This is a genomic window from Devosia epidermidihirudinis, assembly GCF_000971295.1.
Lineage (GTDB): Bacteria > Pseudomonadota > Alphaproteobacteria > Rhizobiales > Devosiaceae > Devosia > Devosia epidermidihirudinis.
In genome coordinates this window covers 531336-555350 of the sequence record NZ_LANJ01000016.1, presented here as the reverse complement: position 1 = coordinate 555350, position 24015 = coordinate 531336, and the positions used below count along the sequence as shown (strand labels likewise).

21 protein-coding genes are annotated in these 24015 nt (G+C 61.2%); 8 read left to right on the top strand and 13 right to left on the bottom strand.

What is annotated here, in order from left to right:
- Positions 1 to 5: 5 nt before the first annotated feature.
- The 5 genes from WH87_RS10960 to WH87_RS10940 all read left to right on the top strand — a co-directional run bounded on the left by WH87_RS10960 (position 6) and on the right by WH87_RS10940 (position 4706).
- Positions 6 to 539 carry a tripartite tricarboxylate transporter TctB family protein gene (locus WH87_RS10960; protein ID WP_046139129.1) on the top strand — a complete coding sequence of 178 codons (534 nt, stop codon included), beginning with the start codon at positions 6 to 8 and terminating at the stop codon, positions 537 to 539.
- Positions 536 to 2038, top strand: coding sequence for a tripartite tricarboxylate transporter permease (locus WH87_RS10955; protein WP_046139130.1), 1503 nt, complete (start codon positions 536 to 538; stop codon positions 2036 to 2038). The genes WH87_RS10960 and WH87_RS10955 overlap by 4 nt, the downstream gene beginning before the upstream one ends.
- Positions 2039 to 2057: 19 nt before the next feature.
- Positions 2058 to 2945 carry a dihydrodipicolinate synthase family protein gene (locus tag WH87_RS10950; RefSeq protein WP_046139131.1) on the top strand — a complete coding sequence of 296 codons (888 nt, stop codon included), beginning with the start codon at positions 2058 to 2060 and terminating at the stop codon, positions 2943 to 2945.
- Complete coding sequence (locus WH87_RS10945; RefSeq protein ID WP_052726419.1) at positions 2942 to 3691, top strand: HpcH/HpaI aldolase family protein; 750 nt, start codon at positions 2942 to 2944, stop codon at positions 3689 to 3691. Before WH87_RS10950 ends, WH87_RS10945 begins: the two co-directional genes overlap by 4 nt.
- A 100-nt stretch (positions 3692 to 3791) precedes the next feature.
- Positions 3792 to 4706: a PfkB family carbohydrate kinase gene (locus tag WH87_RS10940; RefSeq protein WP_046139132.1), complete on the top strand. Its 915-nt coding sequence runs from the start codon at positions 3792 to 3794 to the stop codon at positions 4704 to 4706.
- An 89-nt stretch (positions 4707 to 4795) separates the two neighbouring features.
- Here WH87_RS10940 and WH87_RS10935 read toward each other — a convergent pair whose 3' ends face one another.
- From WH87_RS10935 to WH87_RS10900, 8 genes are all read right to left on the bottom strand, one after another.
- On the bottom strand, positions 4796 to 5602 hold the full coding sequence (locus WH87_RS10935) for a MetQ/NlpA family ABC transporter substrate-binding protein (RefSeq protein WP_046139133.1): 807 nt from the start codon (positions 5600 to 5602) through the stop codon (positions 4796 to 4798).
- Positions 5603 to 5621: 19 nt separating this feature from the next.
- Positions 5622 to 6290: a methionine ABC transporter permease gene (locus WH87_RS10930; protein ID WP_046139134.1), complete on the bottom strand. Its 669-nt coding sequence runs from the start codon at positions 6288 to 6290 to the stop codon at positions 5622 to 5624.
- The gene (locus tag WH87_RS10925) at positions 6287 to 7312 is read right to left on the bottom strand and encodes a methionine ABC transporter ATP-binding protein (RefSeq protein WP_407060040.1); all 1026 of its coding nucleotides are present in this window, start codon (positions 7310 to 7312) and stop codon (positions 6287 to 6289) included. Before WH87_RS10925 ends, WH87_RS10930 begins: the two co-directional genes overlap by 4 nt.
- Before the next feature lie 390 nt (positions 7313 to 7702).
- Complete coding sequence (locus WH87_RS10920; protein ID WP_046139135.1) at positions 7703 to 8551, bottom strand: alpha/beta fold hydrolase; 849 nt, start codon at positions 8549 to 8551, stop codon at positions 7703 to 7705.
- Between the two features lie 21 nt (positions 8552 to 8572).
- Positions 8573 to 9736 (bottom strand): M24 family metallopeptidase, encoded by a 1164-nt coding sequence (locus tag WH87_RS10915; RefSeq protein ID WP_046139136.1) that lies wholly within the window; start codon positions 9734 to 9736, stop codon positions 8573 to 8575.
- 2 nt (positions 9737 to 9738) lie between these two features.
- A complete protein-coding gene (locus WH87_RS10910; RefSeq protein ID WP_052726420.1) occupies positions 9739 to 10641 on the bottom strand; it encodes an ABC transporter permease in 903 nt (300 codons plus the stop codon).
- Between the two features lie 2 nt (positions 10642 to 10643).
- Positions 10644 to 11585 (bottom strand): ABC transporter permease, encoded by a 942-nt coding sequence (locus WH87_RS10905; RefSeq protein WP_197410783.1) that lies wholly within the window; start codon positions 11583 to 11585, stop codon positions 10644 to 10646.
- Positions 11586 to 11610: 25 nt separating this feature from the next.
- Positions 11611 to 13218 (bottom strand): ABC transporter substrate-binding protein, encoded by a 1608-nt coding sequence (locus tag WH87_RS10900; protein ID WP_046139138.1) that lies wholly within the window; start codon positions 13216 to 13218, stop codon positions 11611 to 11613.
- 96 nt (positions 13219 to 13314) lie between these two features.
- Here WH87_RS10900 and WH87_RS10895 point away from each other — a divergent pair, with 96 nt between their 5' ends.
- Both WH87_RS10895 and WH87_RS10890 read left to right on the top strand, forming a co-directional pair.
- Positions 13315 to 14313 carry an ABC transporter ATP-binding protein gene (locus WH87_RS10895; RefSeq protein WP_046139139.1) on the top strand — a complete coding sequence of 333 codons (999 nt, stop codon included), beginning with the start codon at positions 13315 to 13317 and terminating at the stop codon, positions 14311 to 14313.
- Complete coding sequence (locus tag WH87_RS10890) at positions 14303 to 15262, top strand: ABC transporter ATP-binding protein (RefSeq protein WP_052726421.1); 960 nt, start codon at positions 14303 to 14305, stop codon at positions 15260 to 15262. The genes WH87_RS10895 and WH87_RS10890 overlap by 11 nt, the downstream gene beginning before the upstream one ends.
- A gap of 87 nt (positions 15263 to 15349) precedes the next feature.
- Here the strand turns inward: WH87_RS10890 and WH87_RS10885 are convergent, their stop codons facing one another.
- The 4 genes from WH87_RS10885 to WH87_RS10870 all read right to left on the bottom strand — a co-directional run bounded on the left by WH87_RS10885 (position 15350) and on the right by WH87_RS10870 (position 21357).
- Positions 15350 to 16711 (bottom strand): M20/M25/M40 family metallo-hydrolase, encoded by a 1362-nt coding sequence (locus WH87_RS10885; RefSeq protein WP_046139141.1) that lies wholly within the window; start codon positions 16709 to 16711, stop codon positions 15350 to 15352.
- Positions 16708 to 18735 carry a hydantoinase/oxoprolinase family protein gene (locus WH87_RS10880; RefSeq protein WP_197410782.1) on the bottom strand — a complete coding sequence of 676 codons (2028 nt, stop codon included), beginning with the start codon at positions 18733 to 18735 and terminating at the stop codon, positions 16708 to 16710. The genes WH87_RS10885 and WH87_RS10880 overlap by 4 nt, the downstream gene beginning before the upstream one ends.
- Before the next feature lie 8 nt (positions 18736 to 18743).
- Complete coding sequence (locus tag WH87_RS10875) at positions 18744 to 20573, bottom strand: hydantoinase B/oxoprolinase family protein (RefSeq protein ID WP_046139143.1); 1830 nt, start codon at positions 20571 to 20573, stop codon at positions 18744 to 18746.
- Positions 20574 to 20637: 64 nt separating this feature from the next.
- Positions 20638 to 21357 (bottom strand): GntR family transcriptional regulator, encoded by a 720-nt coding sequence (locus tag WH87_RS10870; protein ID WP_046139144.1) that lies wholly within the window; start codon positions 21355 to 21357, stop codon positions 20638 to 20640.
- 198 nt (positions 21358 to 21555) lie between these two features.
- Between WH87_RS10870 and WH87_RS10865 the strand changes: the two genes are divergently transcribed.
- Positions 21556 to 23313, top strand: a complete 1758-nt coding sequence (locus tag WH87_RS10865) for a M28 family peptidase (protein ID WP_245622376.1) — start codon at positions 21556 to 21558, stop codon at positions 23311 to 23313.
- A gap of 89 nt (positions 23314 to 23402) precedes the next feature.
- Here the strand turns inward: WH87_RS10865 and WH87_RS10860 are convergent, their stop codons facing one another.
- A complete protein-coding gene (locus WH87_RS10860) occupies positions 23403 to 23837 on the bottom strand; it encodes a c-type cytochrome (protein WP_046139145.1) in 435 nt (144 codons plus the stop codon).
- Between the last annotated feature and the right edge of the window lie 178 nt (positions 23838 to 24015).

Sequence of the window (24015 nt, the reverse complement as noted above, 5' to 3'; positions counted from 1 at the left end):
AAAGCATGACCGAGCTGAACCAGCTCGCGGACTCCTCCGGCGACATCATCTTGTCGCCGGAGGAACTGGCCGCCGAGCACGACCTTGCGGCACGCCCCTCCAGAAGACTTGAGATCGTTATTGCAGTGACCGCTCTGGTCCTGTCGGTGACAGCAATTGTTCTGTCGCAAAACATCTACCTGCGCATGGGTGCGGGTGGTCTTGATCCCAAATGGTGGCCGACCGTGCTGTCGTCCATCGCGGCGGGTCTATCTGCCATTCTCGTTGGCTTTGCCCTGTTCGGCCCCACTGTCAGCCGGGGCGATCTGGAAAGTGTTGCGGACGGCGGCTGGCAGCGCATGCTTTTGGCCCTGGCCCTCAGCGCGCTCTACGTCTTCGCCTGGGCGCAGATTGGCTACATCGTGCCGACGATTATCTACCTTGCTGCGCTGCTTTGGCTGTTTGGCCTGCGCGCGTGGAAGGGCCTCGTTCTTTTCCCATTGATCACGACCGGCTTCATCTACGGTCTGTTCCACACCATGCTCAGGGTGCCGCTATGAACGCTCTTCTCGACGGCATCCTGGCCGTCCTTGAGCCGACCGTCATGCTGTGCATGGGCGCCGGCGTCATCATCGGTATGCTGGTGGGCATGTTCCCAGGCATCACCGCGACTATGGCTGTGGCGCTCGCCAGCGGCTTTACCATGACGCTCGATCCGGTGCAGGGTCTGGCCGTCTTGCTGACTATATATGTCGCCGCCAATTTCGGCGACCGTATCCCATCCATCCTGATCAATACGCCCGGCACGCCGGCCTCGATCGCCACCACCTTTGACGGCTACCCCATGGCCAAGAATGGTCGTGCCGGTCTGGCACTGATCGTCTCAGCGCTGGTGTCCGCCATCGGCATCATCGCCAGCATGGTGCTGTTTGCCTTCGCCTCCGTGCCGCTGGCACAGCTGGCGCTCAAGTTCGGTCCGAGCGAAATGTTTGCCGTGGTCATTCTGGCCATGACGATCATGATCTCGATCTCATCCAAGTCGATCGCCAAGGGCCTGCTTGCAGGTGTCATCGGGCTGACCATTGCCACCATTGGCCGTGACCCCATCACCGGCGATGCGCGCTTCACCTTCGGCATTCGCGACCTCAACGGTGGCCTCGATTTCATCGCCGTGATCATTGGTCTGTTCGGCATTGCCGAGCTGTTCGACCAGCTCCTGACCCACCGCCAGTTCAAGATCAAACCGATCTCGGCGCTTGGTCGCTGGTGGCCAACGAAGTCTGAGTACAAGCAGATCGTCAAACCGACCGGCATTGCGGGTCTGGTCGGTCTGGTCGTGGGCATCATCCCCGGTGCGGGCGGCGATATTGCCGGTCTTTTGGGCTGGGATCGCGCCAAGGCTGCGTCCAAGAACAAGGCCGAATACGGCAAGGGCAGCATTGAAGGCATCGCTGCCTCGGACGTCGCCTCCAGCGCCACGCTGGGCGGCTCGCTCACCACCACCATGGCTCTCGGCATTCCGGGTGACTCGGTGATGGCAGTGATGATTGGCTCGATGATTGTCTGGGGCATCCAGCCGGGGCCAAGCCTGTTCGTCAACCAGCCAAGCCTTGTGGTGACCATCACGGCCATCATGGTGCTTGCGACTCTCATCACGCTTGCGATCAACCTCGTGCGCATGCCGATGATGGTCAAGCTGCTCGACATGCCCGTGCACTACATCTGGGCGACGGTTCTGGTGTTCTGCCTGGTCGGCACCTACGCCACCACCAACAACATGTTCACCGTCATCGTCATGCTGGTGTTCGGCGTCATTGGCGTCATCCTCAAGCGCAGTGGCATTCCGGCCAGCCCCATCGTTCTGGGCCTGATCCTGGGCCCGCTTGCAGAGTCCAATCTGCGCCGCTCGCTGCTCATCGATGGCCCTGCCGGCCTCGTTGGCAAGCCCATCTCGGCAACCCTCATCTCGCTGGCGCTGATCGCCATCGTGGTGTCGCTCGCCGCTCCCATCATTGCGCGTCGACGGGCTAAGCAGGCCGCCGCTGCGCCTACAAACTGATCACCAAAGGTAAGTCCAAATGTCTTCTGCCAAACCCATCATCTTCACAGCGATCCCGGTCGCGTTCGGTGACGACGGTGCAATCTCGATCGAGGGCAACACCGCCATCCTGCGCAAATGCGCGGCATCGGGTGTGGACGGCGCATTCGTGCTGGGCACCACCGGTGAGTTCCCCTCGCTCAGCGAAGACGAACGCAAGGCGCTGACACGTCTCAGCCTCGACGTGCTCTCCAACAAGCGCGTCGTGGTGCATGTTGGCGCGTCGAGCCTTTACGAAGTCGAGCGCCTGATCGCCCAGGCCCGCGCGGAAGGCGCCAAGGAAGTTGCAGCGATCACGCCATACTTCCTGCCATCGACCGATGAGGCGCTGCTGCATTTCTACAGCCGCATTTCGGAAGTCTCGGATGGTCTGGGCGTCTTCGTCTATATCTTCCACGCCCGCACCGGCATCACGGTCACCCCGGCTTTGATGGCAAAAATTGCCGAACTGCCCAACATCATCGGCGTCAAGATTTCAGGCGAATCGCTGGAAACCGTGGGCGAGTTCCGCAAGGTTCTCCCCGATGATTTCCTCGTTTTCACAGGCTCGGACCGCGAGATCGGTCGTCTCGATCAGGTCGGCGCCAATGGCGTGATCTCAGGCATCGCCTCGGTCTACCCCGAGCCCTTCGTTGCTATGGCAGAGGCCGTTGCATCGGGCGTGGCCATCGCCGATCGCGGGGCGCTGCAGGCTGAAGTCGATGAGACTATCGATGGCCTGCTGGGTGACATCGAACGCCTCAAGACCGGCCTGCGCCTGCAGGGCATTCCCGCCGGCCACGCCCGTATGGCAGTGGGCAAGCCAGACGCCGCGACCATGACCATGCTCGAGGCGCTCAACGAAAAGTATGGGACGCCAGCACAATGACCCTGAAGCAGCGCCTGCTCGGTGGTGACATGCTCTATGGCGCCTGGAGCGGCTTTGCCGATCCTCAGGTCGTTCAGATCATGGGTGGTGCGGGGTTCGACTTCATCTGCGTCGATCTTCAGCACAGCTTCAACACCATGGCCTCGCTCAGCCCCCTGCTCGACGGCCTGCACAAGGTGGGCTCTCCGGCAGCCGTGCGCGTGCCGTGGAACACGCCTGACCTGATCATGCGTTCGCTCGATCTGGGCGCTGAAGTGATCATCGTGCCGCTGGTCAACAACGCCGAAGAGGCCACGATTGCGGCCAATGCCTGCCGGTACGCACCGGCGGGCAACCGCAGCTGGGGCCCGATCTGGCGCAATGTTCGCTCCAGCGTACCACAGCCGGCAGAGGGCGATGCTAGCGCCACCTGCATTGCGATGATCGAGACTGCCGAAGGCCTGGCCAACGTAGATGCAATCCTCGCCGTGGACGGCGTTGATGGCATCTATATCGGCCCCAATGACCTTTCGCTGAGCATCGGCCTTGGCCGCACCAGCTATCTCGAGTCCGACAAGCTGCGCGAAACGATCCTTCACATCATCGCGCGCGGCAAGGCCGCCGGGAAGCTGGTTGGTATCGACTGCGGCGGGTCAGAACAGGCGCATTATTGGCGCGATCAGGGCGTGAGCTTTGTCATTTCGGCCAACGACTCCGACCTTTTGGCCGAGGCTGCTATCGCCATGGCCAAGGCCAACCGGGCGTAGATTCAATGCGGTATCATCGCCTGTACGTTCTGATCGCCGACCCACGGGTCGGCGATTTCGCATATAGTCGCGGCCAACGCATTCAGAACGAAACGCCCCTATGCCTTCCACGCCCAATATCGTCTTTGCCGGTGCTGCCACTGTCGACATGATCTTTTCCGTCGATGCCCTTCCGACAGGGCCGGGCAAAGTGCTTCCCAAGGCTCTGGTGCAGGCAGCGCATGGCATGGCGACGAGTGCCGCCATCGCCGCAGCCCGGCTGGGTGGCAAGACGACGCTGATCACGCGCATAGGCGATGACGCCGTCGGCGATAGGTTCGTTGCCGATGTGCAGGCCGAGGGCGTCGATTGTCGATTTATCCGCCAATATGCTGGCGTACCAACCCCGCTCAGCGCCGTCATCGTCGACGAGAGTGGTGAGCGCCTGATCATTCCCTATTATGACCGCGCCTTGGGCGAGGACGCCGACTGGATCCCGGACGACCTCATCACCAGCGCCGACGCTGTGCAAGTCGACGTGCGCTGGCCGACAGGTGCAACGAGAGTCCTCAAGCTCGCGCGCGCGGCCGGCAAGATCGCGGTGCTGGATGCCGACGTTGGCCCGGCAGATGTCATCACGACGCTGGCGGAGCTTGCAACACACACGGTGTTTTCCGAACCCGCAGCGCTCACTCTATCAAACGCAAGGACGATCCCCGAAGCCGTGCAGATCCTGACTGAGCGGTTCGCGGGCTTTGTTGCCGTTACGGCGGGGCCCGAAGGCTGCTTCTGGGTCGAAGACGGGGTTGTGCGTCAGGCTCGCCCGCCGGAAGTCATAGCCATCGATACCCTGGCTGCAGGTGACGTATTCCACGGCGCCTTCACTCTGGCCATCGCCGAAGGTAAAGCGATCCCTGCCGCCATCGCCTTCGCCAACGCCGCTGCGGCCATCAAGTGCACCGTCTTCGGCGGGCGGCTCGGCAGTCCCAATCGCGACGCTGTGCTTTCCCTATTGGCGCAAACCGTCAGCGAATGACGTGAACAGAACAGCCTCGGTGTGAGACGGCCTTATCGGCAGCGCGCAGGACAATGTGGGCCGACCTTTCAGTCGGCCCACAGAGAGTTTTACTCGGCGACTGGGACGACAGCGCCCTTGTACTTGTCTTCAATGAACTTGCGGATTGGCTCGGACTTCAGAACTTCCACGAGACGAACGATCTCCGGACGGGTTTCGTCGCCTTCACGCACGGTGATGATGTTGGCGTATGGGTTGTTCTCGGCGCTTTCCACGGCGATCGGGTCGGTCACTGGGTTGAGACCGGCGTCGAGCGCGTAGTTGGCGTTGATGACAACGGCATCAGCTTCGTCATTGAGATAGACCTGAGCGAGAAGCGCTGCTTCCACGTCTGCCTTGAAGGTCAGGTGCTTTGGATTGCCGACAATGTCGCTGACGCGTGCGGTATAGACGTCCTTGCCTTCTGGCAGGGTGACAATACCTTCGCGCACGAAGATCGCCAGGATACGGCCTTCTTCGGCAACGGAATCGCGCAAGATGACTTCGCCATTTTCTGGCAGGTCCTGCAGGCTCTTCCAACGCTTGGAATACAGGCCAATTGGCTCGACGTGGATCGCACCGGCATTGACGAACTTGTACTCTGGGTTGTCCTTCAGAACTTCGTTCAGATAGGGCACGTGCTGGAAGTAGTTGGCGTCAATTTCGCCCGATGCGAGTGCGGTGTTTGGCAGGATGTAGTCCTGGAACGGCACGATTTCGAGTTCGATGCCTTCCTTGGCCAGGATTGGCGCAGCCTGCTCGAGAATTTCGGCATGCGGCACATAGGATGCGCCCACGATCAGCTTCTCGGCGAAGGCTGGGGTAGCCAACAGGCTCGTGGCGAGCACGGCTGCGGTGATGAACGAGGTCTTTGCCATAATTGGCTCCTTTACACTGTTATCGTTTGTCGAGTTTTCGGGTCGCCAGATCGCCGACGAATTGAATCGCAAAGACGATGACGAGAACCATTCCGGTGGCGGCCAGCGTCACGTCGCCATTGTTGCGCTGGAAGCCTTCGAGATAGGCCAGGTGGCCGAGCCCACCGGCGCCGATCACCCCTGCCATGGCCGTATAGCCAACGAGGGAAATCAGGGTGACGGTGAGACCTGAGGCAAGGCCTGGGCCCGCTTCAGGAATGAGAACCTTGAAAATGATGGTGCCGATGCCACCGCCCATGGAGCGGGTTGCCTCGATGACGCCCTTGGACACTTCGCGGAAAGCGATCTCGACAAGACGCGCATAAAATGGAGCAGCGCCGACCACGAGAGCCGGCAAGGCGGCATTGACGCCGAGCATGCGCCCGACAAGGAAGCGAGTCACCGGGATCAGCAGCACGATCAGGATGATGAAGGGGATCGAACGGAAGATATTGGTCGCGAGGGACAGCGCACCATAAACCACGCGATTGGCCAGCAATTGGCCGGGGCTGGTGAGGAACAGGATGGTGCCGACGAGCAGGCCCAGCACGAAGGTCGCCGTTCCGGCCAGACCGGTCATGTAGAGCGTGTCGACAGTAGCTTTCCAGAACTGATCAATGCGCAGATTGGGGAAGAGCAACTCGATCATGACTGAGCTCCTCCGCGAACGATCTCGGAGACGATGTCACGCTCGGCCAGATAGGCGAGCAGCGCATCCAGCGCTGCGCCCTCGGCCGGGACCTCGACATAGAGCTCGCCAATGGCAGCATCGCGGGTGCGGCTGACGCGGCCATGGACGATATTGATGGGCAGATCGAACTGGCGGATGGCATCGGCAAGGACAGGCTGGCGCGCCAGCGGACCAACATAGATCAGCTTGATCAGCGTGCCTTCAACGCCCCCAGCAAGAGCGGGATCGAACGCGCCGTCGACGGTGTCAGCACTGGTGATCTGGCGGACGAACCGCTTGGTCACTTCGGCCTGCGGCTGTGCGAAGACCGCCTTGGCCGGACCCGTTTCAACAACCTTGCCGGCTTCCATCACCGCGACCTGATCGCAGATGCGGCGCACCACGTGCATTTCATGGGTAATGAGTACGATGGTCAGCCCGAGCCGCCGATTGATGTCGGACAGCAGATCAAGGATCGCATCAGTGGTTTCGGGGTCGAGCGCGGACGTTGCCTCGTCGCACAGCAACACATCGGGGTGGTTGGCCAAGGCGCGGGCAATGCCGACACGTTGTTTCTGACCACCACTGAGCTGGGAAGGATAGGCGTCTTCGCGACCTTCAAGGCCCACAAGCCCAACCAGCTCGGTGACTCGCGCCTTGGTGGTTGCACGGTCAACGCCGGCAATCTCGAGGGCGAAGGCGATGTTCTGGGCCACGGTCCGCGACCACAGCAGGTTAAAGTGCTGGAAGATCATACCAATCTTCAGCCGCGCTTTGCGCAAGGCGGCCTCGCTGGCGTGGGAAAGATCAAGCCCAGCAACGCTGATCTCGCCACTGTCAGCCCGCTCCAATCCGTTCAACAAACGAATAAGCGTGCTCTTTCCCGCACCACTGTGACCAATAACGCCAAAGATCTGCCCACGCTCGACAGATAGATCAACATGATCAACCGCCGTTATGCGTGCATCTCCCTGCCCAAAGGATTTCGTGGCCCTGTTCAAGGAAATCAGTGCGGCGGTCAAAAGGCGTCCTTCTCTTTGTTGGGTTGTCGACAAGCATATGGACTAACCTTCACGACATGAATGGTCGAGATTAAATCCTTTGCCTAGCGAGCTCACCGACGCGAAAATTGTTTCGCGCAAGGTTCAACTTAAGTAGCAATCGGCTCTCCGGATGGGAGCGGAGAGATATTTTGGGGGACGGGAAAGCAGCCTCGCGGGCAGGCGCATTTGTCGGCGTGGACCGGCAGCCAGTCCAGCCCGAGCACTCTGAAATGTATCAGGGCAAAATGCAGAGGGGTCACCGAGCCGAGGTAGCCGGACGCTCAGCGAAGATAGAAGGCCATCAAAGAAAAGTGGCGCTTCGAGGTGATCGAAGCGCCACTTTTTTGATTAGCTGCGTGCCAGGGCGCGCTTGAGGAAGTCGCGGACAGTGGCCTCGAACTTGTCGGCCTCTTCCACCTGCGGCGAATGGCCGGAGTTTTCGAAGATCACCAGTTCCGAGCCTGGGATCAGGCGGTGAATGGTTTCAGATGCGGAGACTGGGGTGATCCAGTCGTGGCGACCAACAGTGATCAGCGTCGGCGCGGTGATGCCGGGGAGCTTGTCCTTGAGGTCGTAGTTTTCCTGGTTCACGGCAAACGCATAGTTGTGCGTTTCGAAGTGGTACGGGGTGTTTTCGGTGCGCGACTTCACCTTGTCCATGTCGAGGTCATGGTCATAGAGCGGCAGGATATGGCCCCAAGCAGCCTTGAGGTCTGCGTTATCGCGGGTGGTGCCGGCCATGATGCGGTTGAACAGCTCAAGGTCGACTTCGATGCGTGGCGAAGCCAGCGCGTTGGCGCGCGAGAGTTCGCGATGGGAATTGTCTGGCGAGGTATCGCGCAGCACCATGGCGAGGACGCGGTTGGGATAGCGGATCGCGTATTCCATCGAGATGAAACCGCCATAGCTGCCGCCAGCCATGATGATCTGCTCGGCGTCGATCCACTCGCGGATGGCTTCGACGTCTGCGGCCCACTGATCATGCGTGAACGGCGCCAGATCTTCCGAAGCACCGCTACCACGCGCGTCGAACACGACAACGCGGAAGTCATCGGAGAACTTGCCGAAGGAGCCCTTTGGCTCGGCATGGCTACCAAGACCCGGCGCGCCGTGGTGAACGATCATCACGGGCTTATCGGTGTTCTCACCGCCCAGCACTTCGATATTCAGGCGTGCGCCATTGATGGTCACATCCATGATTAGTCTCCTCAGATCAGGTTAGGCAATAATGCAGTCTTCGAGTGTGCGCGGACGCGTGGTCAGGCGCTCTGGCCCCGCTTCGGTGATGAGCACGGTGTCCGAAATGCGATAGCCGCCATGACCGGGAATATAGAGCCCCGGCTCGGACGACACGATCATGCCCGGCTGCAGCGGGCTATTGTCGCCATCGGCAATCCAGGGTGGCTCATGCAGCCAGAGGCCAATGCCGTGGCCCTGACGATGGCGCAAAAACTGCCCCATGCCCGCGTCGTGGATCACCTGCAGGCAGATGCGGTTGGCTTCCGAGCACGGGCGACCAGCAATCAGCGCATCGGTGCCGGTGGCCTGAGCCAGCGCAGCGACTTCGAAATAGCGGCGCTGCTCATCGCTCGGCTCGCCCATCACGAAGGTCCGCTCGCTTTCGGCAAAGCGACCGCCAACGGCGCAGCCCAGCGACAGGATGAACGTTTCGCCTGGCTTGACCCGCTCAGCCGATGGCAGGCCATGAGGGAAAGCAGCATTCTTCCCGGTGTAAACAAGGCCACCAGCCAGCATCTGGCCGACAACCACATCTTCGTGCTCGGCATACATAGTCGAAACGCCAAAGCGCGTGACATAGCTGGCAAGCTCGGCTTCGGTCGGCAGCGGGGTGCCCGCGGCCATCGCGTCGCGAATGAGCTTGAGGCCGGATTCCACCATCGCATCCGAAATACGGGCGGCCTCGCGGTGCAGCGCGATTTCTTCGGGGAACTTGATCAAGCGCGCATCTTCCACAACCTCGGACATGACCCAGGTGGCGTTCGGTGCGTAGCGCTTGAACTTTTCCACGCGCCCGATCGGCGTCGTGGGTGAATAGGCGATGCGGCCGGTTGGATTGACCTTGGAGAGCAGGATCGAGAATGCGTCCTCAATACCCGGGAACTCCGGATAAACCACGAACTCCGCGGCCGTGTTCTGCTTTTCGGCGTGGTCAGCCTCAAGGGCAGGCACCAGCATCAAGCATTCCGTGGCCGTCAGCCAGACGGCAGCTGGCCGCTCATTGGGGAAGTGAAAAAAGCCAGTGAGATAGGCGACGTGGTGATGGTCATCGACCAGCAGACCATCGAGGCCCTGCGCTTCCATACGGGCGCGCAACCCGTCCTGAATGCGCGCATAGGTGTCGCGCGAAAGACGTTGCTTCACGATCAGTTCTCCCGAGTTTTGGGATTGCGCGCGTCGTTATAGGCAATCGACACAAGGGTCGACGACACGACGAGCAACAGAATGGCCAGCGATGGGAACAGGGTGCACCACCAGGCGACAGTCAGCGCACCGGAGCGCTGCGCATTGAACAGGATCTTGCCCCAGGACCAGCTTTCTGGATCGCCCAGACCGAGGAAGGACAGGCCTGCCTCGGACAGAACAGCACGCGATGCGGTCAAAACGACCGACACCACGATAATGGGAGCGACGGCCGGCAACAGATGGCGCGTCATGATCCAGATGTGCGAACCGCCAATGGTGCGGGCGGCATCGACATAGGGCAGACGGGTCACAGACAGCGCCTGCGAGCGCACTATACGCGTCACTTCGGGCCACGAGAACAGCGCGATCACCAGCACCAGGGTGGTGACCGATGGGCCAACCAGCGCCGCGACGAGGATCATCAGCGGCAATACGGGCAGCGCCAGGCACACGTCGACCAACATGGAGATCGCGCCGTCGAGACGACGTGCATAGGCTGCCAGAACGCCAAGGGCCACGCCGATGATGATGGCAAGCACGGACGCGGCAAAGCCGATGATCATGCTGATCCGGGTACCCCAGATCACCTGTGCCAGCACGTCGCGACCAAGATCGTCCGTGCCGAACGGATGCTGAGGCGAGGGCGGCATCAGAATGTCGATGCCGTACCCGCTCGGGAACTGGGCCAGAAGCGGCGCCGCAATGGCGATGGCAATCATGATCAGGATCACAATGGCCGAGCCCATACCCAGGCCATTGGCCCGGAAAGCGCGCCATGTGCGGCGCGCTGGAGTCAGGTCCGCGGGGGCGAGTTGCCCGGCCGCAGCCGAAGGCTGAACCGCCTCGGGAGTATTATTGGTCATAGTCATCCGGCGCGAACCCGAGGATCGAGAAGCCCATAGGCAAGATCGGTGACAAGGTTAGCCACCACGACAGTCGCTGCGAGCAAGACGAAGGCACCCTGCAGCACAGGGAAATCCAGCTGGCCAACAGCCTCAAAGATCGCACGGCCAACGCCGGGATAGGCGTAGATGGTCTCGGTGAGAACTGCACCACCGACGAGGAAGCCGATCTGAAGACCAATCAGCGTCGTAGTTGGCAACAGAGCGTTCCGCAGCGCGTGCTTCCAGATCACCTTGCGTTCCGGCGTGCCCTTGGCACGAGCCAGATCGCAATACTCTTCGCCCAGCGCTTCAATGAGGGTGGAGCGGAGCGTCAGAACGTAGGACGCAAGCTGTGCCATCACCAAAGTCAGGCACGGCAGCACCAGGTGGTGTGCGACGCTGAGGTAATACTGAACACCGGTGAGGCCAGACTTGACCGCGCCACCGATTGGGAAAATGCCAGCCATCAGGCCAAGCGTGTAGAGCAGCAGGATGCCGATGGACGGCACGAACAGCGACTGCCCGATAACGCCCGACACCTGAACGATCTTGTCGGTCCATCCGCGCGCACGGGTTGCCGCCAGCACGCCGAGCGGAATGCCCAACAGAACGGTCAGCACCAGAGCCGTACTTGTCAGCAGCAGGGTCCACGGCATGCGCTCCATGAGCACCGTGGTCACCGGCTTGCTGCGCAGGAACGAGATACCGAGGTTCCCTTGCACCAGCTCGCGCAGATAGGAGAAGTATTGGACCGCCAGAGGGCGGTCCAATCCGAATAATTGCAGCTGCTGCAGGCGGATTTCCTCGGTCATCCCTGGGCCCGCAACCGCGAGCACAGGGTCGCCCGGCAAAAGCCGGACGAGGAAGAATGTGACCGTGACGGCGAACCAGAAGGTCACCACACCACGAAGAAGCCGCTGCAATAAGTATCCGGTAAGATGCACGCTATCAGTCCTTAGGCTTAACCGAAGCGAGCGACAGCGGGTTGACCAGCGAGAGCAGGTCAGACGGCTGCATCACAAGGCCTTCCCAACGATCGCTGTTAAAGGCGAACTGGAAAGTCTGGTAGTACAGCACGTTGTCGTACACCTGATCATGGATCAACTTCGCAGCGGCCTGTACTGGAACCTTGACGGCTTCAGGGGTCGTGGCTGCCTGAGCTTCATCGATATAGGCTTCGAGCTGCGGATCGGAGATCGAGGCGTAGTTGATGAAACCATCGGTGCGGTACGCCAGACCGAGGTAGGCGGCAGGCTCTTCCATCACAGCCCAGTTACCGGCGTAGATGTCGAAGTCCTTCTCGCGGCCACGCGCCAGGTAGGTATTGCGCTCAAGACCAACCAGGCTGATCTTGATACCCGACTGAGCGGCGCTGTCCTTCATGATCTGCGCCCAGTTGGCGACATCGGCAGCGCTCTGTTCATAGAGCAGCGACAGATCCAGATCATCAAAGAAGCCATCGCCATTGGCGTCGACATACCCGGCTTCGGTCAGCAGTTCCTTGGCCTTGGCGGGATCGAACGTGTACTCGGTGATGGTTGGATCAGCCCAGTAGCTCAGCACTGGCGAGATGACCGACGAGTTGGTCGTTTCAGCCAGGCCCTGCATCGCGATGGCACGGATAGCAGCGTAGTCAACCGAATGCGCAAGCGCCCGGCGAACCAGAACATTGGCAAGCTGCTCACGCTTCATGTTGTAGAGGACGTGCGACCAGCCAAGCGACGGCGCCTTCTCAACGGTGATGCCAGGCTGACCCTGCAGAGTGCGGGCAATCGGCGCTGGCAGAGCGTTTGCGATCACATCGAGATCACCAGCGCGCAGAGCAAGAGCCTGTGCGTTCACGTCTGGGAACACGCGGAATTCGACTTCGTCGATCGTGGCGCGACCGGCTTCAACCAGCGGATAATTATCCGAAGCCTCAAGCACGTAACGCTGGCCGACTTCGACCGTGGTCAGCTGGAATGGACCGGCGCTGACCCAGTTGCTGTCATTGGCGAATGAAGCAACCGAACCGATTTCTGGGAATGCGTGCTTTGGCACGATCGGCATCCAGAAGCCGATATTGCTCAGGAATGCGCTGTCCGGGCGGCTCAGCTCGAACTCGACGCGCGTTGGCGAGACAGCCTTGGCGCTGACGAATGCTGGAACCAAACCGGCGGTGACACCGATCTTTTCCGTGACGATGGCCGTAATGGTGAAGACGATATCATCAGCCGTGAACGGGGTATCGTCGCTCCAGGTCAGATCATTGCGAATCTCGAGCCAGGCGCTCTTGCCGTCCTCAGAATAGCCCCAGTCGGTTGCGACATAAGGATCCTTGGAGCCGGCAGCGGTCATTTGCATGAGCCGCGGATACATAAGATTGGTCACCCAGACGTCGGAACGGCTGTTGCCGACCAGTGGGTTGAAGTTCACGACATCGGCTGTGGTGCCGATCACAAGGCGGGTCGTGTCCTGCGCGTTAACCTGCGTAAGACCGGCTACTCCCATCGCCACGACGACGCCACCCAGAAGGACAGCACGACGGGTAAAGGCATTCCTAAAAGTGCGGATCATTGTTGTCTCGCTATTCGATTGCGAGCTGAGTGTTGCGGCTTGACCGAAGCCGTGTCAAGGATTGTCGTACAATTCTTCAGCGAGGCTTCTTCAGCGATGAAAGAACAGGCAGACCAGCGCACCGTCCTTTCGGTTTCGGGGTTGAACGTCAGCTTCAACACCCTGCGCGGCGAGGTAAAGGCGGTGAGCGATGTCTCATTCGACCTGCGCCGTGGCGAGGTGCTGGCGCTAGTCGGCGAGTCAGGCTCTGGCAAGTCGGTTACGACCCGTGCCGTCATGGGCATTGTGCGCGGAAACGCGACCATTAAAGCCGACCGGATGAACCTGGCCGGCAACGACCTTTTGACGCTTAGCGAAGAGGAAAAACGCAAGCTACGCGGGCGTGTCGTGAGCCTCGTGTTCCAGGACGCACTGTCGGCACTGAACCCGGTTCTATCGATTGGCGACCAGCTGGGCGAACTCTACCGGACCCACCTTGGCGTGTCCCGCAAAGAGGCCCGCGAGCGTTCCATCGAGCTGCTGCGATCGGTCCATATTGCCTCCTCGGAGCGCCGTATCGACGATTATCCCCATCAATTTTCGGGCGGCATGCGCCAGCGAATCTTGATCGCATCGGCCATCGCTCTGAAGCCAGAAGTGCTGATCGCGGACGAGCCCACGACGGCCCTCGACGTGACGGTTCAGGCACAGATTCTCGATCTGCTCGACGAGCTGCGCGAGGAGTTAGGCATGGCAATGCTACTAATTACTCACGACCTCGGCGTCGTTGCACGCACCGCCGAACGTGTTGCCGTTATGTATGCCGGACGCCTTGTGGAAACCGGCACGGTTGATGACCTGTTCCGCGCCCCAGCCCACCCGTATACCGCGGCACTGATGGCCTCTGCTCCACGGATTGAAACTGTGGAAAGACTGGAGCCGATCAAGGGCTCACCACCCAATCTGATCGCCCCGCCACCCGGCTGCGCCTTTAATCCTCGCTGTACCCATATCGGCGATCTCTGCACCAAAGTCCGCCCTGAGCTGGTCATGGGCGCCGATGGCCGCGCCAGAGCCTGCCACTATCCACTTCTGGAGACCGCCAATGTCGGCTGATCCGATTCTTGAGGCCCGTGGCCTGTCCAAGACCTTCCATGCCGGCGGCGCCATGTTCGGCAAGCAGTTCCACGCCGTCAAAGGCGTGAGCCTGTCGGTGGCACCGGGCGAAACCCTGGCCGTCGTCGGCGAATCGGGCTGTGGAAAATCCACCCTCGCCCGCATGCTGGTGGGCCTTGAGACCCCCGACGAAGGCGAGATTCTGTTCCAGGGTGCGCCGATTAAGCGCGACCGCGCTCTGCGCCGCCAGGTGCAGATGGTTTTTCAGGATCCCTACCTGTCGCTTAACCCGCGCCGTACCGTGCTCGACATCATTGCCGAGCCGCTCGACGTGCACGGCCTTGCCCGTGGCGCAGCCCGCAAGGCACGTGTCGAAGAGCTTTTGACGGCAGTGGGGCTCGATCCGGTCGCTGCCAGCCGTTTTCCACATGAGTTTTCGGGTGGTCAGCGCCAGCGTATCGGCATTGCCCGTGCCTTGGCCGCAGAACCCTCCGTCTTGGTGTGCGACGAGCCCGTGTCGGCGCTCGACGTGTCGGTGCAGGCGCAGGTGGTGAACCTGCTGATCGATCTGCAGAAGCGTCTCGATCTAGCGATCATTTTCATCGCCCACGATCTGGCTGTGGTCCGCGCCATCTCCAACCGCGTCATGGTGATGTATCTGGGTCGGACCGTGGAAGAAGGCGCCGCCGAACAGGTGCTGGTCGCCCCGCGCCACCCATATGCCATCGCCCTGCGTGGCTCGGCGCTTGAGCCCGATCCGAAACTGGCCCGACTCGCGCGCGGTACAGCGGCCCGGGGCGAGCCACCCAATCCGGTCAATCCACCACCTGGCTGCCGCTTCAATCCGCGCTGCAGTCGCGTCACGGCCGAATGCCGTGTGGACGAACCCATGCTCATTCAGGCGCAGGGCCATAGCGCTGTCGCCTGCTACCATCCGGTGCACAACTAGCAGCACCGGCACACAAAGCGGCCCTCGCAAAGAAAAGGGCGGCTGATCCGAGGATCAGCCGCCCTTTTTCGTTCTTGTAGAAATCCCTTAGAGCCGACCGAGACGATCCAGCAAAGCCGCACCGGTGCGGATGCCCTTGAGGAACAGGTCGATTTCCATGTTCTCGTTGGGCGCGTGATTAGCCTCGTCCGCATTGGCGTAGGGCATCACATAGGCAGGAACGCCGAGCACCTTGGTGAAGACATAGTCTGGCAGGCTGCCACCGGCAGATGGATAAACCAGCGGCGTCTCGCCACGGGCTTCCAGAATAGCCTCCTGGATCAACACGCCCCACTTGTCGTCGAGCGGCGTCTTGGAGGGCAGCATGCTGCCATAGGTGATCACTTCCACTTCGGGCGCATGCTTGGCGACGTGCGCGCGCACGCAGGCCTGAATGTGCTCTGGTGTCATCGCGTCGACCAGGCGGATGTCGCATTTTGCGACGGCTTCCGCTGGCAGAACCGACTTCGTACCCGGCCCACCATAGCCACCATGCAGACCATTAATGGTCAGCGTGGGGTGGAACATCAGCCGGTCCCAGAATGGGCGATCGGCTGGTGCATCGAGCTTATCAAGGCCCATATTGGCCATGTACTCTGGCAGGTCGAGCGGCAGTGCCTGTGTTGCCGCGATCTCCGCCTCGGTGGGCGGAATGACCTGGTCATGCAGGCCCTCGATGGTGATGCGACCATCTGGGGTCTTCATCGTCGAGAGCAGGTGCACCAGCGTCCAGATCGCGTTTGGCATCACGCCGCCGTAATTGCCCGAATGGGCATCACGGGCAGCGGTACGCACGCGCAGCTCGAACGAGGTCATGCCGCGCACACCATAGGTGAGCGTTGCGCGACCCGATTCGTGCAGCGGACCATCGGCGGTGACGACAACGTCGGCCTTGAGGCGGTCCTTGTTGTCCCGTACGAAGTCGGCGATCTGCGGCGAGCCAATTTCTTCCTCGCCTTCGAGGAGGAAAATGACGTTACAGGGCAGGGTGCCATGTACCTTCAGATGCGCCTCGATGGCCATGATCTGCGCGAAGTGCTGGCCCTTATTGTCGCCCACGCCGCGCGCATAAATGCGCCCGTTGCGGATCGTTGGCTCGAACGGTGGGCTTTCCCACAATTCCAGCGGATCGGGTGGCTGCACGTCATAGTGGCCATAGAGCAGGATCGTTGGCTTGCTGGGATCGACCTCGTAGCGAGCGAGGACGAAGGGGTGCCCCTTCGTCTGCACTGCTTCGACTTCCAGCCCCAGATCGCCCAGCATCTTCACCAAGATCTCGGAGACCTCACGGATACCGATATTGTGGGCGCTGATGGATGGGTTGCGCACGTAGTCGATCAGACGCGCGACATATTCGTCGTCGCGCGCTGCGATGTGCTCGAAAACCGGCGCGAGATTGGGCGAGGTCATGCCTCACCTCGCGTCAGCAGGATACCGCCCGATGCATGCACTTCACCACGCCAGCCGGGTGACACGTAGGTTGTCGTGTCGAGCTGGGTCAGGATCACTGGACCGCTGAACACGGCCCCTGCCCCAAGCTTGGAGCGATCGAGCACAGGCACGTCGTGGCTTTCGCCGCCAATGCTGACAGCCGTAAACTCCTCGGGCTCAGGCGTTACGCCAGGCTCGAGCTGTACGATTGGCGGGATGGCTGCGAGACCGGTCGCATGCACGCGCAGGGTCACCAGCTCGATCGGTGCCCCGAGGTTGAAGCCGTACAGCGCCTTGTGCGCTGCGCGGAAGTTTTCCTCAACGATGGCGCGATCAGCGGCATAGTCCACAGCGATTTCGCCACCCTGACCAGCATAGCGCAGCAGCGCCTTGCGTTCGATGACGCGCGCCTCGGCGGCCACGTCCTCGACGTCCAGCCATTCGGACGCCTGCTGTTCCAGCTCGGCAATGATGGGCTGGGTTGCTTCGGGATCCATAGCGCCGGCAATCGCCATCGCACGGGAGAACTCCGAGCGCAGATCGGCAGCTAGCAGACCATCGGCGCAGAGCACGCCAGGTGCTGGAGTGATCAGCACGCGACCGATGTCGAGCAGCTCAGCCAATGCACAACCATGCAAGGGGCCAGCGCCACCAAATGGCACCAGCGTGAAATCACGCGGGTCATGACCACGTTCCACCGAAACAACGCGCATGGCACCAACCATGTGGTTGTCAGCGATGGCGAGAATGCCGCGCGCGGCAGTTTCGAGATCGAGGCCGAGGGGCGTTGCAACGCGCATCACGGCAGCGCGTGCTGCTTCGACGTCGAGCAGCATGCGACCGCCCAGAAGGCGTGCAGGCAGCTGGCCGAGAGCGACATGCGCGTCCGTCACGGTCGGCTCGGTGCCGCCATGACCATAGCAGGCAGGACCCGGACGCGCGCCAGCGCTTTCGGGACCAACAGTCAGGCCGCCATCCTTGATGCGGGCGAGCGAGCCGCCGCCAGCGCCGATGGTGATCATGTCGACCATAGGCAGCGCCAATGGCCACTGCCCAACAGCGCCGTGCTGAGTGAGGCCAATCTGGCCATCCTTGATCAGGCAGATATCAGCCGACGTGCCACCGATATCGACAGTGATGATATCGGTGATGCCGCAAGCCTCAGCGGCAGCACGTGCGCCCACGACACCAGCAGCAGGACCAGAAAGCGCGGTCAGAGCTGGTGCAACACGGATCTTGGACGCGCCGGCGACACCACCATTGGACTGCATCAGCATCAGTGGAGGCGTTGCGCCTTCGTCGGTCAGACGCTGTTCCAGCTTGGCGACATAGGAGGTCACACCAGGCATCACCGTGGCGTTGAGAACCGTCGTCAGCGAGCGTTCATACTCACGCACCACTGGCAGCACGTCACTGGAGACGGTGATGGCCAGATCTGGCAGCATTTCACGCAAGATCTCAGCCACGCGACGCTCATGCGCAGCGTTGGCGTAAGCGTGGATCAGGCAGACGGCCACAGCTTCCACGTCCATGCCACGGATCTGCTCAGCTGCTTCGCGCACGCTGGCTTCGTTGAGCTCTTCGAGCACAGCGCCGCCGGCAGCAACACGCTCGTCGATCTCGACGATACGGCTGGCGGGAACCGGTGGAACCGGCTTGATCCAGGTGTAGAGGTTTGCCTTGCGCGGAATATCCTGACGGCCAATGGCCAAAACGTGGCGGAAGCCACGGGTGGTGACCAGAGCGGTGCGCGCACCCTTGCCCTCAAGGATCATATTGGTGGCAACGGTGGTGCCATGCAGAACCTGATCCAGCTCGGTCGCCGAAGCGCCAGCCTGCTCAAGTGCCAGACGGATACCGTTCAGGAACGCTTCAGACGGGTCCGATGGGATGGACGGCGTCTTGGCGCGCCAGCTCTGGCCAGCGCGATTGACCAGTGCCACGTCGGTAAAAGTGCCGCCGATGTCCACGGCAACGGCGAGGTTTGGTCGAGTGTTATCCATGGCCATAATCAAGCAAGCTCGTCGAGATAGATGTTGCGGTGGAAGGGCTTAACGTCTGGACGTTGGGCCCGCAGCGTGTCGGTCGCCGCGCTGTCGAGCGCGCCGTCGCGGATCACCACGCCGTAGAACTTCTGGGCTGCATCAGCCGTGACAAAGCCGCCGAGGACGTCTTCGAGCACGCTTGCTGCCGGGCGGTCATAGGGATGGCCGTTGCCACCACCGCCACCGGTGCGGATGTGGAGGATATCGCCCTTTTTGAGTGCCGTGCCATCGGACAGCGGCGGGATTTCGCGCTCTTCAGGCGTGCCGGGATTGACCACGATATAGCCGCTGCCGCCGGACATGCCGCCTGCATAGCCCCAGGGTGGGTTCTTCACGCCGTCGATACGGATCGCCAGCAGCGCTTCGTCCGCCAGGATTTCATATTCGCGCACGATGCCCGTGCCACCGCGCCAGCGACCGGGACCGCCGGAATCCGGCACAACGCCGTACTGGCGCAGACGGATCGGGTAGCCGGACTCGAGGAACTCGACCGGATAGTTTTCCTGAGCGACGAAGTAGACGGCGTCGATGCCGTCAGCGAAATCGCGGGCGCCATAACCAACGCCAATGCCGTCCGCCAGCAGGAATGGCGTCGAAGTGCCGGTTTCCTTGCCGAACGTGCCGCGCATGATAGTCACAACATAGGCCGAGTGCGCAGCCGGAGCGCCGCCCTTGCCGCGATTGACCAGACCGTTGAGCACGGCCAGCATACGCATCATGGTCAGGCCACGCATGCCCAGCGGCGCCGGGAAGTTTGGCTGCACGATTGAGCCAGGGCGCAGACGCACCTCGTCGATGGCCAGTGGGCCACCAGCATTGACCACCTGCGATGGATCGCCACCGAGGAAATAGAGCCCCAGCGCCATGCCGGGCACGCCCTTATTCATGATCAGGTTGACCGGACCTGGTGCTTGATCGTCGCTCTCGGTCGCATCAAAGATGAACCGGTCTTCGCCATCGGCACCCTTTTCGCGGGTGATAGCAAAGCGCAGGCTGAACGGGCCATTGCCATGACCGTCAGTGTCGATCTGGTCGGAGAACTTGTAGGTGCCGTAGTCGAAGGTTTCGGCCAGGCGACGGCGCACGAGAGTGCGCGTGCGGTTCAGCAACTGCGCCAGTGCATCGGAGACGAGGTCAGCGCTGTGGCGCTCGACAATTTCGGCGACACGGGTAACGCCAAGGTGCACGGCCGCCATCAGGGCCGACATGTCGCCTTCGCTCTGTGCGGGGAAACGCGAATTGCGATGGAAAATCGACAATGCCATCTCGTTGACGACGCCAGCATCGATCAGCTTGGTCGGCGGGATGATGATGCCTTCCTGATAGATCGAGGTCGCATCAGGGCTGATCGAGCCGGGGTGCAAACCGCCGATATCGGCGAAGTGCGCCCAGCTCATCACGAACGCGCAAAGGCGATCATTGTGGAACACTGGCGCCAGCAACACCTGGTCGTTCGAGTGCGTCACCGCGCCCTTGGAGCCATAGCAGTCATTGTACCAATAGAGATCCCCCGGCTTCATCGTCTCGCGCGGGAACTTCTCGAAAACCGGCGTGGTCAGGTCGCCAAAAATCGGCACCATCGACCCCACAGCCATAACACCGCGCTCGTCGAACAGGGCGGTGTAGAAGTCCTTCTTCTCGCGGATAAACGCAGAAATCGCGGTCCGCTCGATCAGAGCTTCCATCTCGCGCTGCGTTGCCATGATCGCGCCGCGAATGATCTCGACCGTTACGGGATCACAAATGGGAGCGACATCCGGCGACGCAGCCGGCATGGCGGATGAATTCGATGTCATCAATGGCCTTCCAGGTAAGAAATTGATTTGCAGACGGCGGGGGAGCCGGCGGTTTAGCGGCGGCTCACTCCTCGGCGCCCATGTGGCGAAGTACGGCTTCGCCTGAACGGCGCACATAAACGCGAACGGCCGTTTCAGCCGCTTTGGCGTCGCGGGCGGTAACGCCGTCGATGATGGCTTTCACACCATTCAAGCCGTTTTCCAGCTGTCCGGGATCGGACATGGCGAGCACACGCAGCATGTTGATGCGCGTGCCCAGCTGATCGAGAATTTCGGTAGCAACCTGATTGTCGGCGACATCGCTCATGAAGCGCATGAGCTCAGCCATGGTCTGCACCATGGCGACCTTGTCCATACGCGCGCCCGCCGCAAGAACCGTCTCGCCGTATTGCTGCGCCTTGGCAATGTGCTCATCGGTTGCGACACCGAGAAAACTGCGGACGGCGATTGCTTCAAGCTCGATGCGGATCTCATAGATGTCGCGGACATGTTTCGGCGTCAGCGTGGCGACCGTCAGTCCGCGATGCGGCACCACGACAGCCAACTTCTCAGCTTCAAGGCGCCGCGCAATTTCGCGCACGACTGTCCGGCTGATCTGGAACGCCTCGCAGAGCTCTCGCTCGATCAGGCGGGTGCCCGGCGCAATGCGACCACCGATAATGGCGTCGCGGACGGCGTCGAATACGCGCTCACGCACCAATTGCGGCGTGTGCGCCTCTCCCTGGTCGTGTGCCTGAGACACACCAACCGCATCAGTCTGAAAGATCGTACGCAGATCATCCATAGATTCAGTCCAAGGTTGCATCCTTCCATGGGCTTGCCGCTCACAGGCAGACCCCGAAAGGCTTTTGTGAAGCTTAGCGGGAGCGAACACCAAAGCCTAGCCTAAAATTGTCGTACAATCCGGATTGTCGTACAAGATTCGATAGGGCATCGTGTGCGCGTCAGCCTGCAGAGCACGTTCTGTCGGTCGACGCTACCTATGGCGCTCATGATGGAGGTCGATGTGCTGGATAAGACGATCAAGCAGGCAGTAGAACAAGTTAACGCGGATGCCGCATGGCCTTTGGTGGAAGCTTTTTCGACCATGCCGCGCTGGCGGCCAGAAGATGTTGAAGCCTCGGCGCATGACATTGCCCGCCGCCTGACTGCGCTCGGCGTGCCCGTCGAACTCCTCGAAGCCTCGCTCTATCTCTCTATTCCTTATGAGGCTTCGGTCGTCGCTGGCGGCGAAGCCTTTGCCGCCAAGCCCCCCGCCTATTCCATCACTTGCCCCGATGGCCTCACCGGCACCCTGCACCACGTGCCCGGCAGCCTTTCGGCGAACGTCTCCAGCTTTTACGAGAAGAATCGCGACGAGAACGCCGCCGCGGCAGAGCGCATTCGCGGCAAGATCGTCCTGACCGATGGCTTTGCTTCGCCAAACAAGGTCCTGGAATTCCAGGAGAAGGGCGCCATCGGCGTCATCGCCGTCAATCCGGGCATTGATCGCCACTGGGGCATCTGCAGCTCGATCTGGGGCACACCTGATCTCGATGACCTGCCCCGCAAGCCCACCATTCCCGTTGCTGTCGTCAACAATGTCGATGGGCAGAAGCTGATCGCGCTGGCGCAAGCCGGCGGCACGGCAACCATCCATACGCGCCTCGAAGAAGGCTGGTTCAAGTCGCTGGTGCCCGTGGTCAACGTGCCGGGCAATATCGAGCCTGAGAAGTTCGTACTGCTCGCCGGTCACTACGACAGCTGGGATGTCGGCGTTGGTGACAACGCCACCGGCGACGCCGCCATGCTCGAGATCGCGCACGTGCTCTGGAACAATCGCAGCACCCTTCGCCGCTCGGTGCGCATCGCCTGGTGGCCCGGGCACTCAACGGGCCGTTACGCCGGTTCGGCTTGGTTTGCCGATGAATTTGCTCTCGATCTCGACGAAAACTGCGTCGCGCAGGTCAATTGCGACAGCCCCGGCTGCCGCTGGGCCGATGTCTACGAGAACGTCGCCTGCATGAGCGAAGCCACCGAGCTGTGCCAGTCTGTCATTGGCGAGGTGGCCGACCTGCCCTTCGGCGGCGAACGCCCACTGCGCGCTGGCGACTATTCCTTCAACAATATTGGGCTTTCCAGCTTCTTCATGTTGTCCTCGACCATGACCGTCGAGAAACGCAAGGAGATGAACTATTACACGGTCGGCGGCTGCGGCGGTAACATCGCCTGGCACACCGAAAACGACCTCATGGACATCGCCGATCGCGACATTCTGATCCGCGATATCAAGGTGTATCTGGCAGCCATCATGGCGGTGGCCAACGCCCCCGTCCTGCCCTTCGACTGGCGCGCTACGTCTGCCGAGTTCGACGCCACCATCGCCCGCTACCGCAAGGCCGCCGGCGAACACGCGCCGATGCTTGACGCCGTCACCGCGAGCCTTGCAGACCTAACCAGCGCTCTCGATACCTTCTACGCCGGCATCAACGACGGTTCGATCGACGAGGCCCAGGCCAATGCCACGATCCAGAACCTCGCGCGCATTCTCGTCCCACTCAACTACACGCGCGGTCGCCGCTTCTCGCACGACCCGGCGCTCCCCGTCCCGCCGCTGCCAGCGCTCGCAGTTGCCAGCGAATTGGCAAACCACGGCCCCGAGTCTCTCGGCTTCGCACTGACCCAGTTGCACCGCGGTGCCAACCACACCGCCGCTGCCCTTCGTCAGGCTACACGCCTGGTGAAGCAGGCACATAACTAGTCGAAAAAACGGCGCCGAGGCAGTCATGCCTCGGCGCCAGAATCACTATTCGCACACAGAAGGGCGCACATCGCTGTGCGCCCTTTGTTTTATTCGGGGCGCTTAGCCTCGTTAACGGCGTCCGTGCCCACCAAGACTTCATCGCCGAACGGAAAGTCGCCGCCGTGGTGCATAATATAGCCCACGATGTCGATATATTGCTGCGGAGGCAGACCGCCTGGATTGTCAGCAGGCATGCCCATGGACTTGATGAAGTCGACCAGCTCTTGGGCCGACCCATCCCAAAGGCGCCAGCCATCGGCGATTTCCATGCCGTGGCAGGACGAGCAGCGTGCATCATAAAGCTTTTGTCCGCGCGCAACCTGCGCCTCGGTGAACCAGCCGGTTCCGGCCGTTGCGACCTCGGATTCAGCCCGGGCCAGATCGGGCGTGAACACCATGCCACCAGCAAACAACAACGCAATTGCTGCGGCGCCTAGGCTCAGCGAGCGGCGCGCACCAATAAATGGGATGTTAGACTTCATTTTTACTATCTGACCTCAACTCAATTTCACGAGACGCCAAATCTCTCGCTTACATATATTAACTGCGCCCCACGTCATCTCAACAATGGTGCGGGCAATTCAAGGGCTTTCTACCATCGACGAGCGCGATTCCGGCAATCGTCTGTAAACCTTCAAGCCCTTTTACGCGGCAGATCGT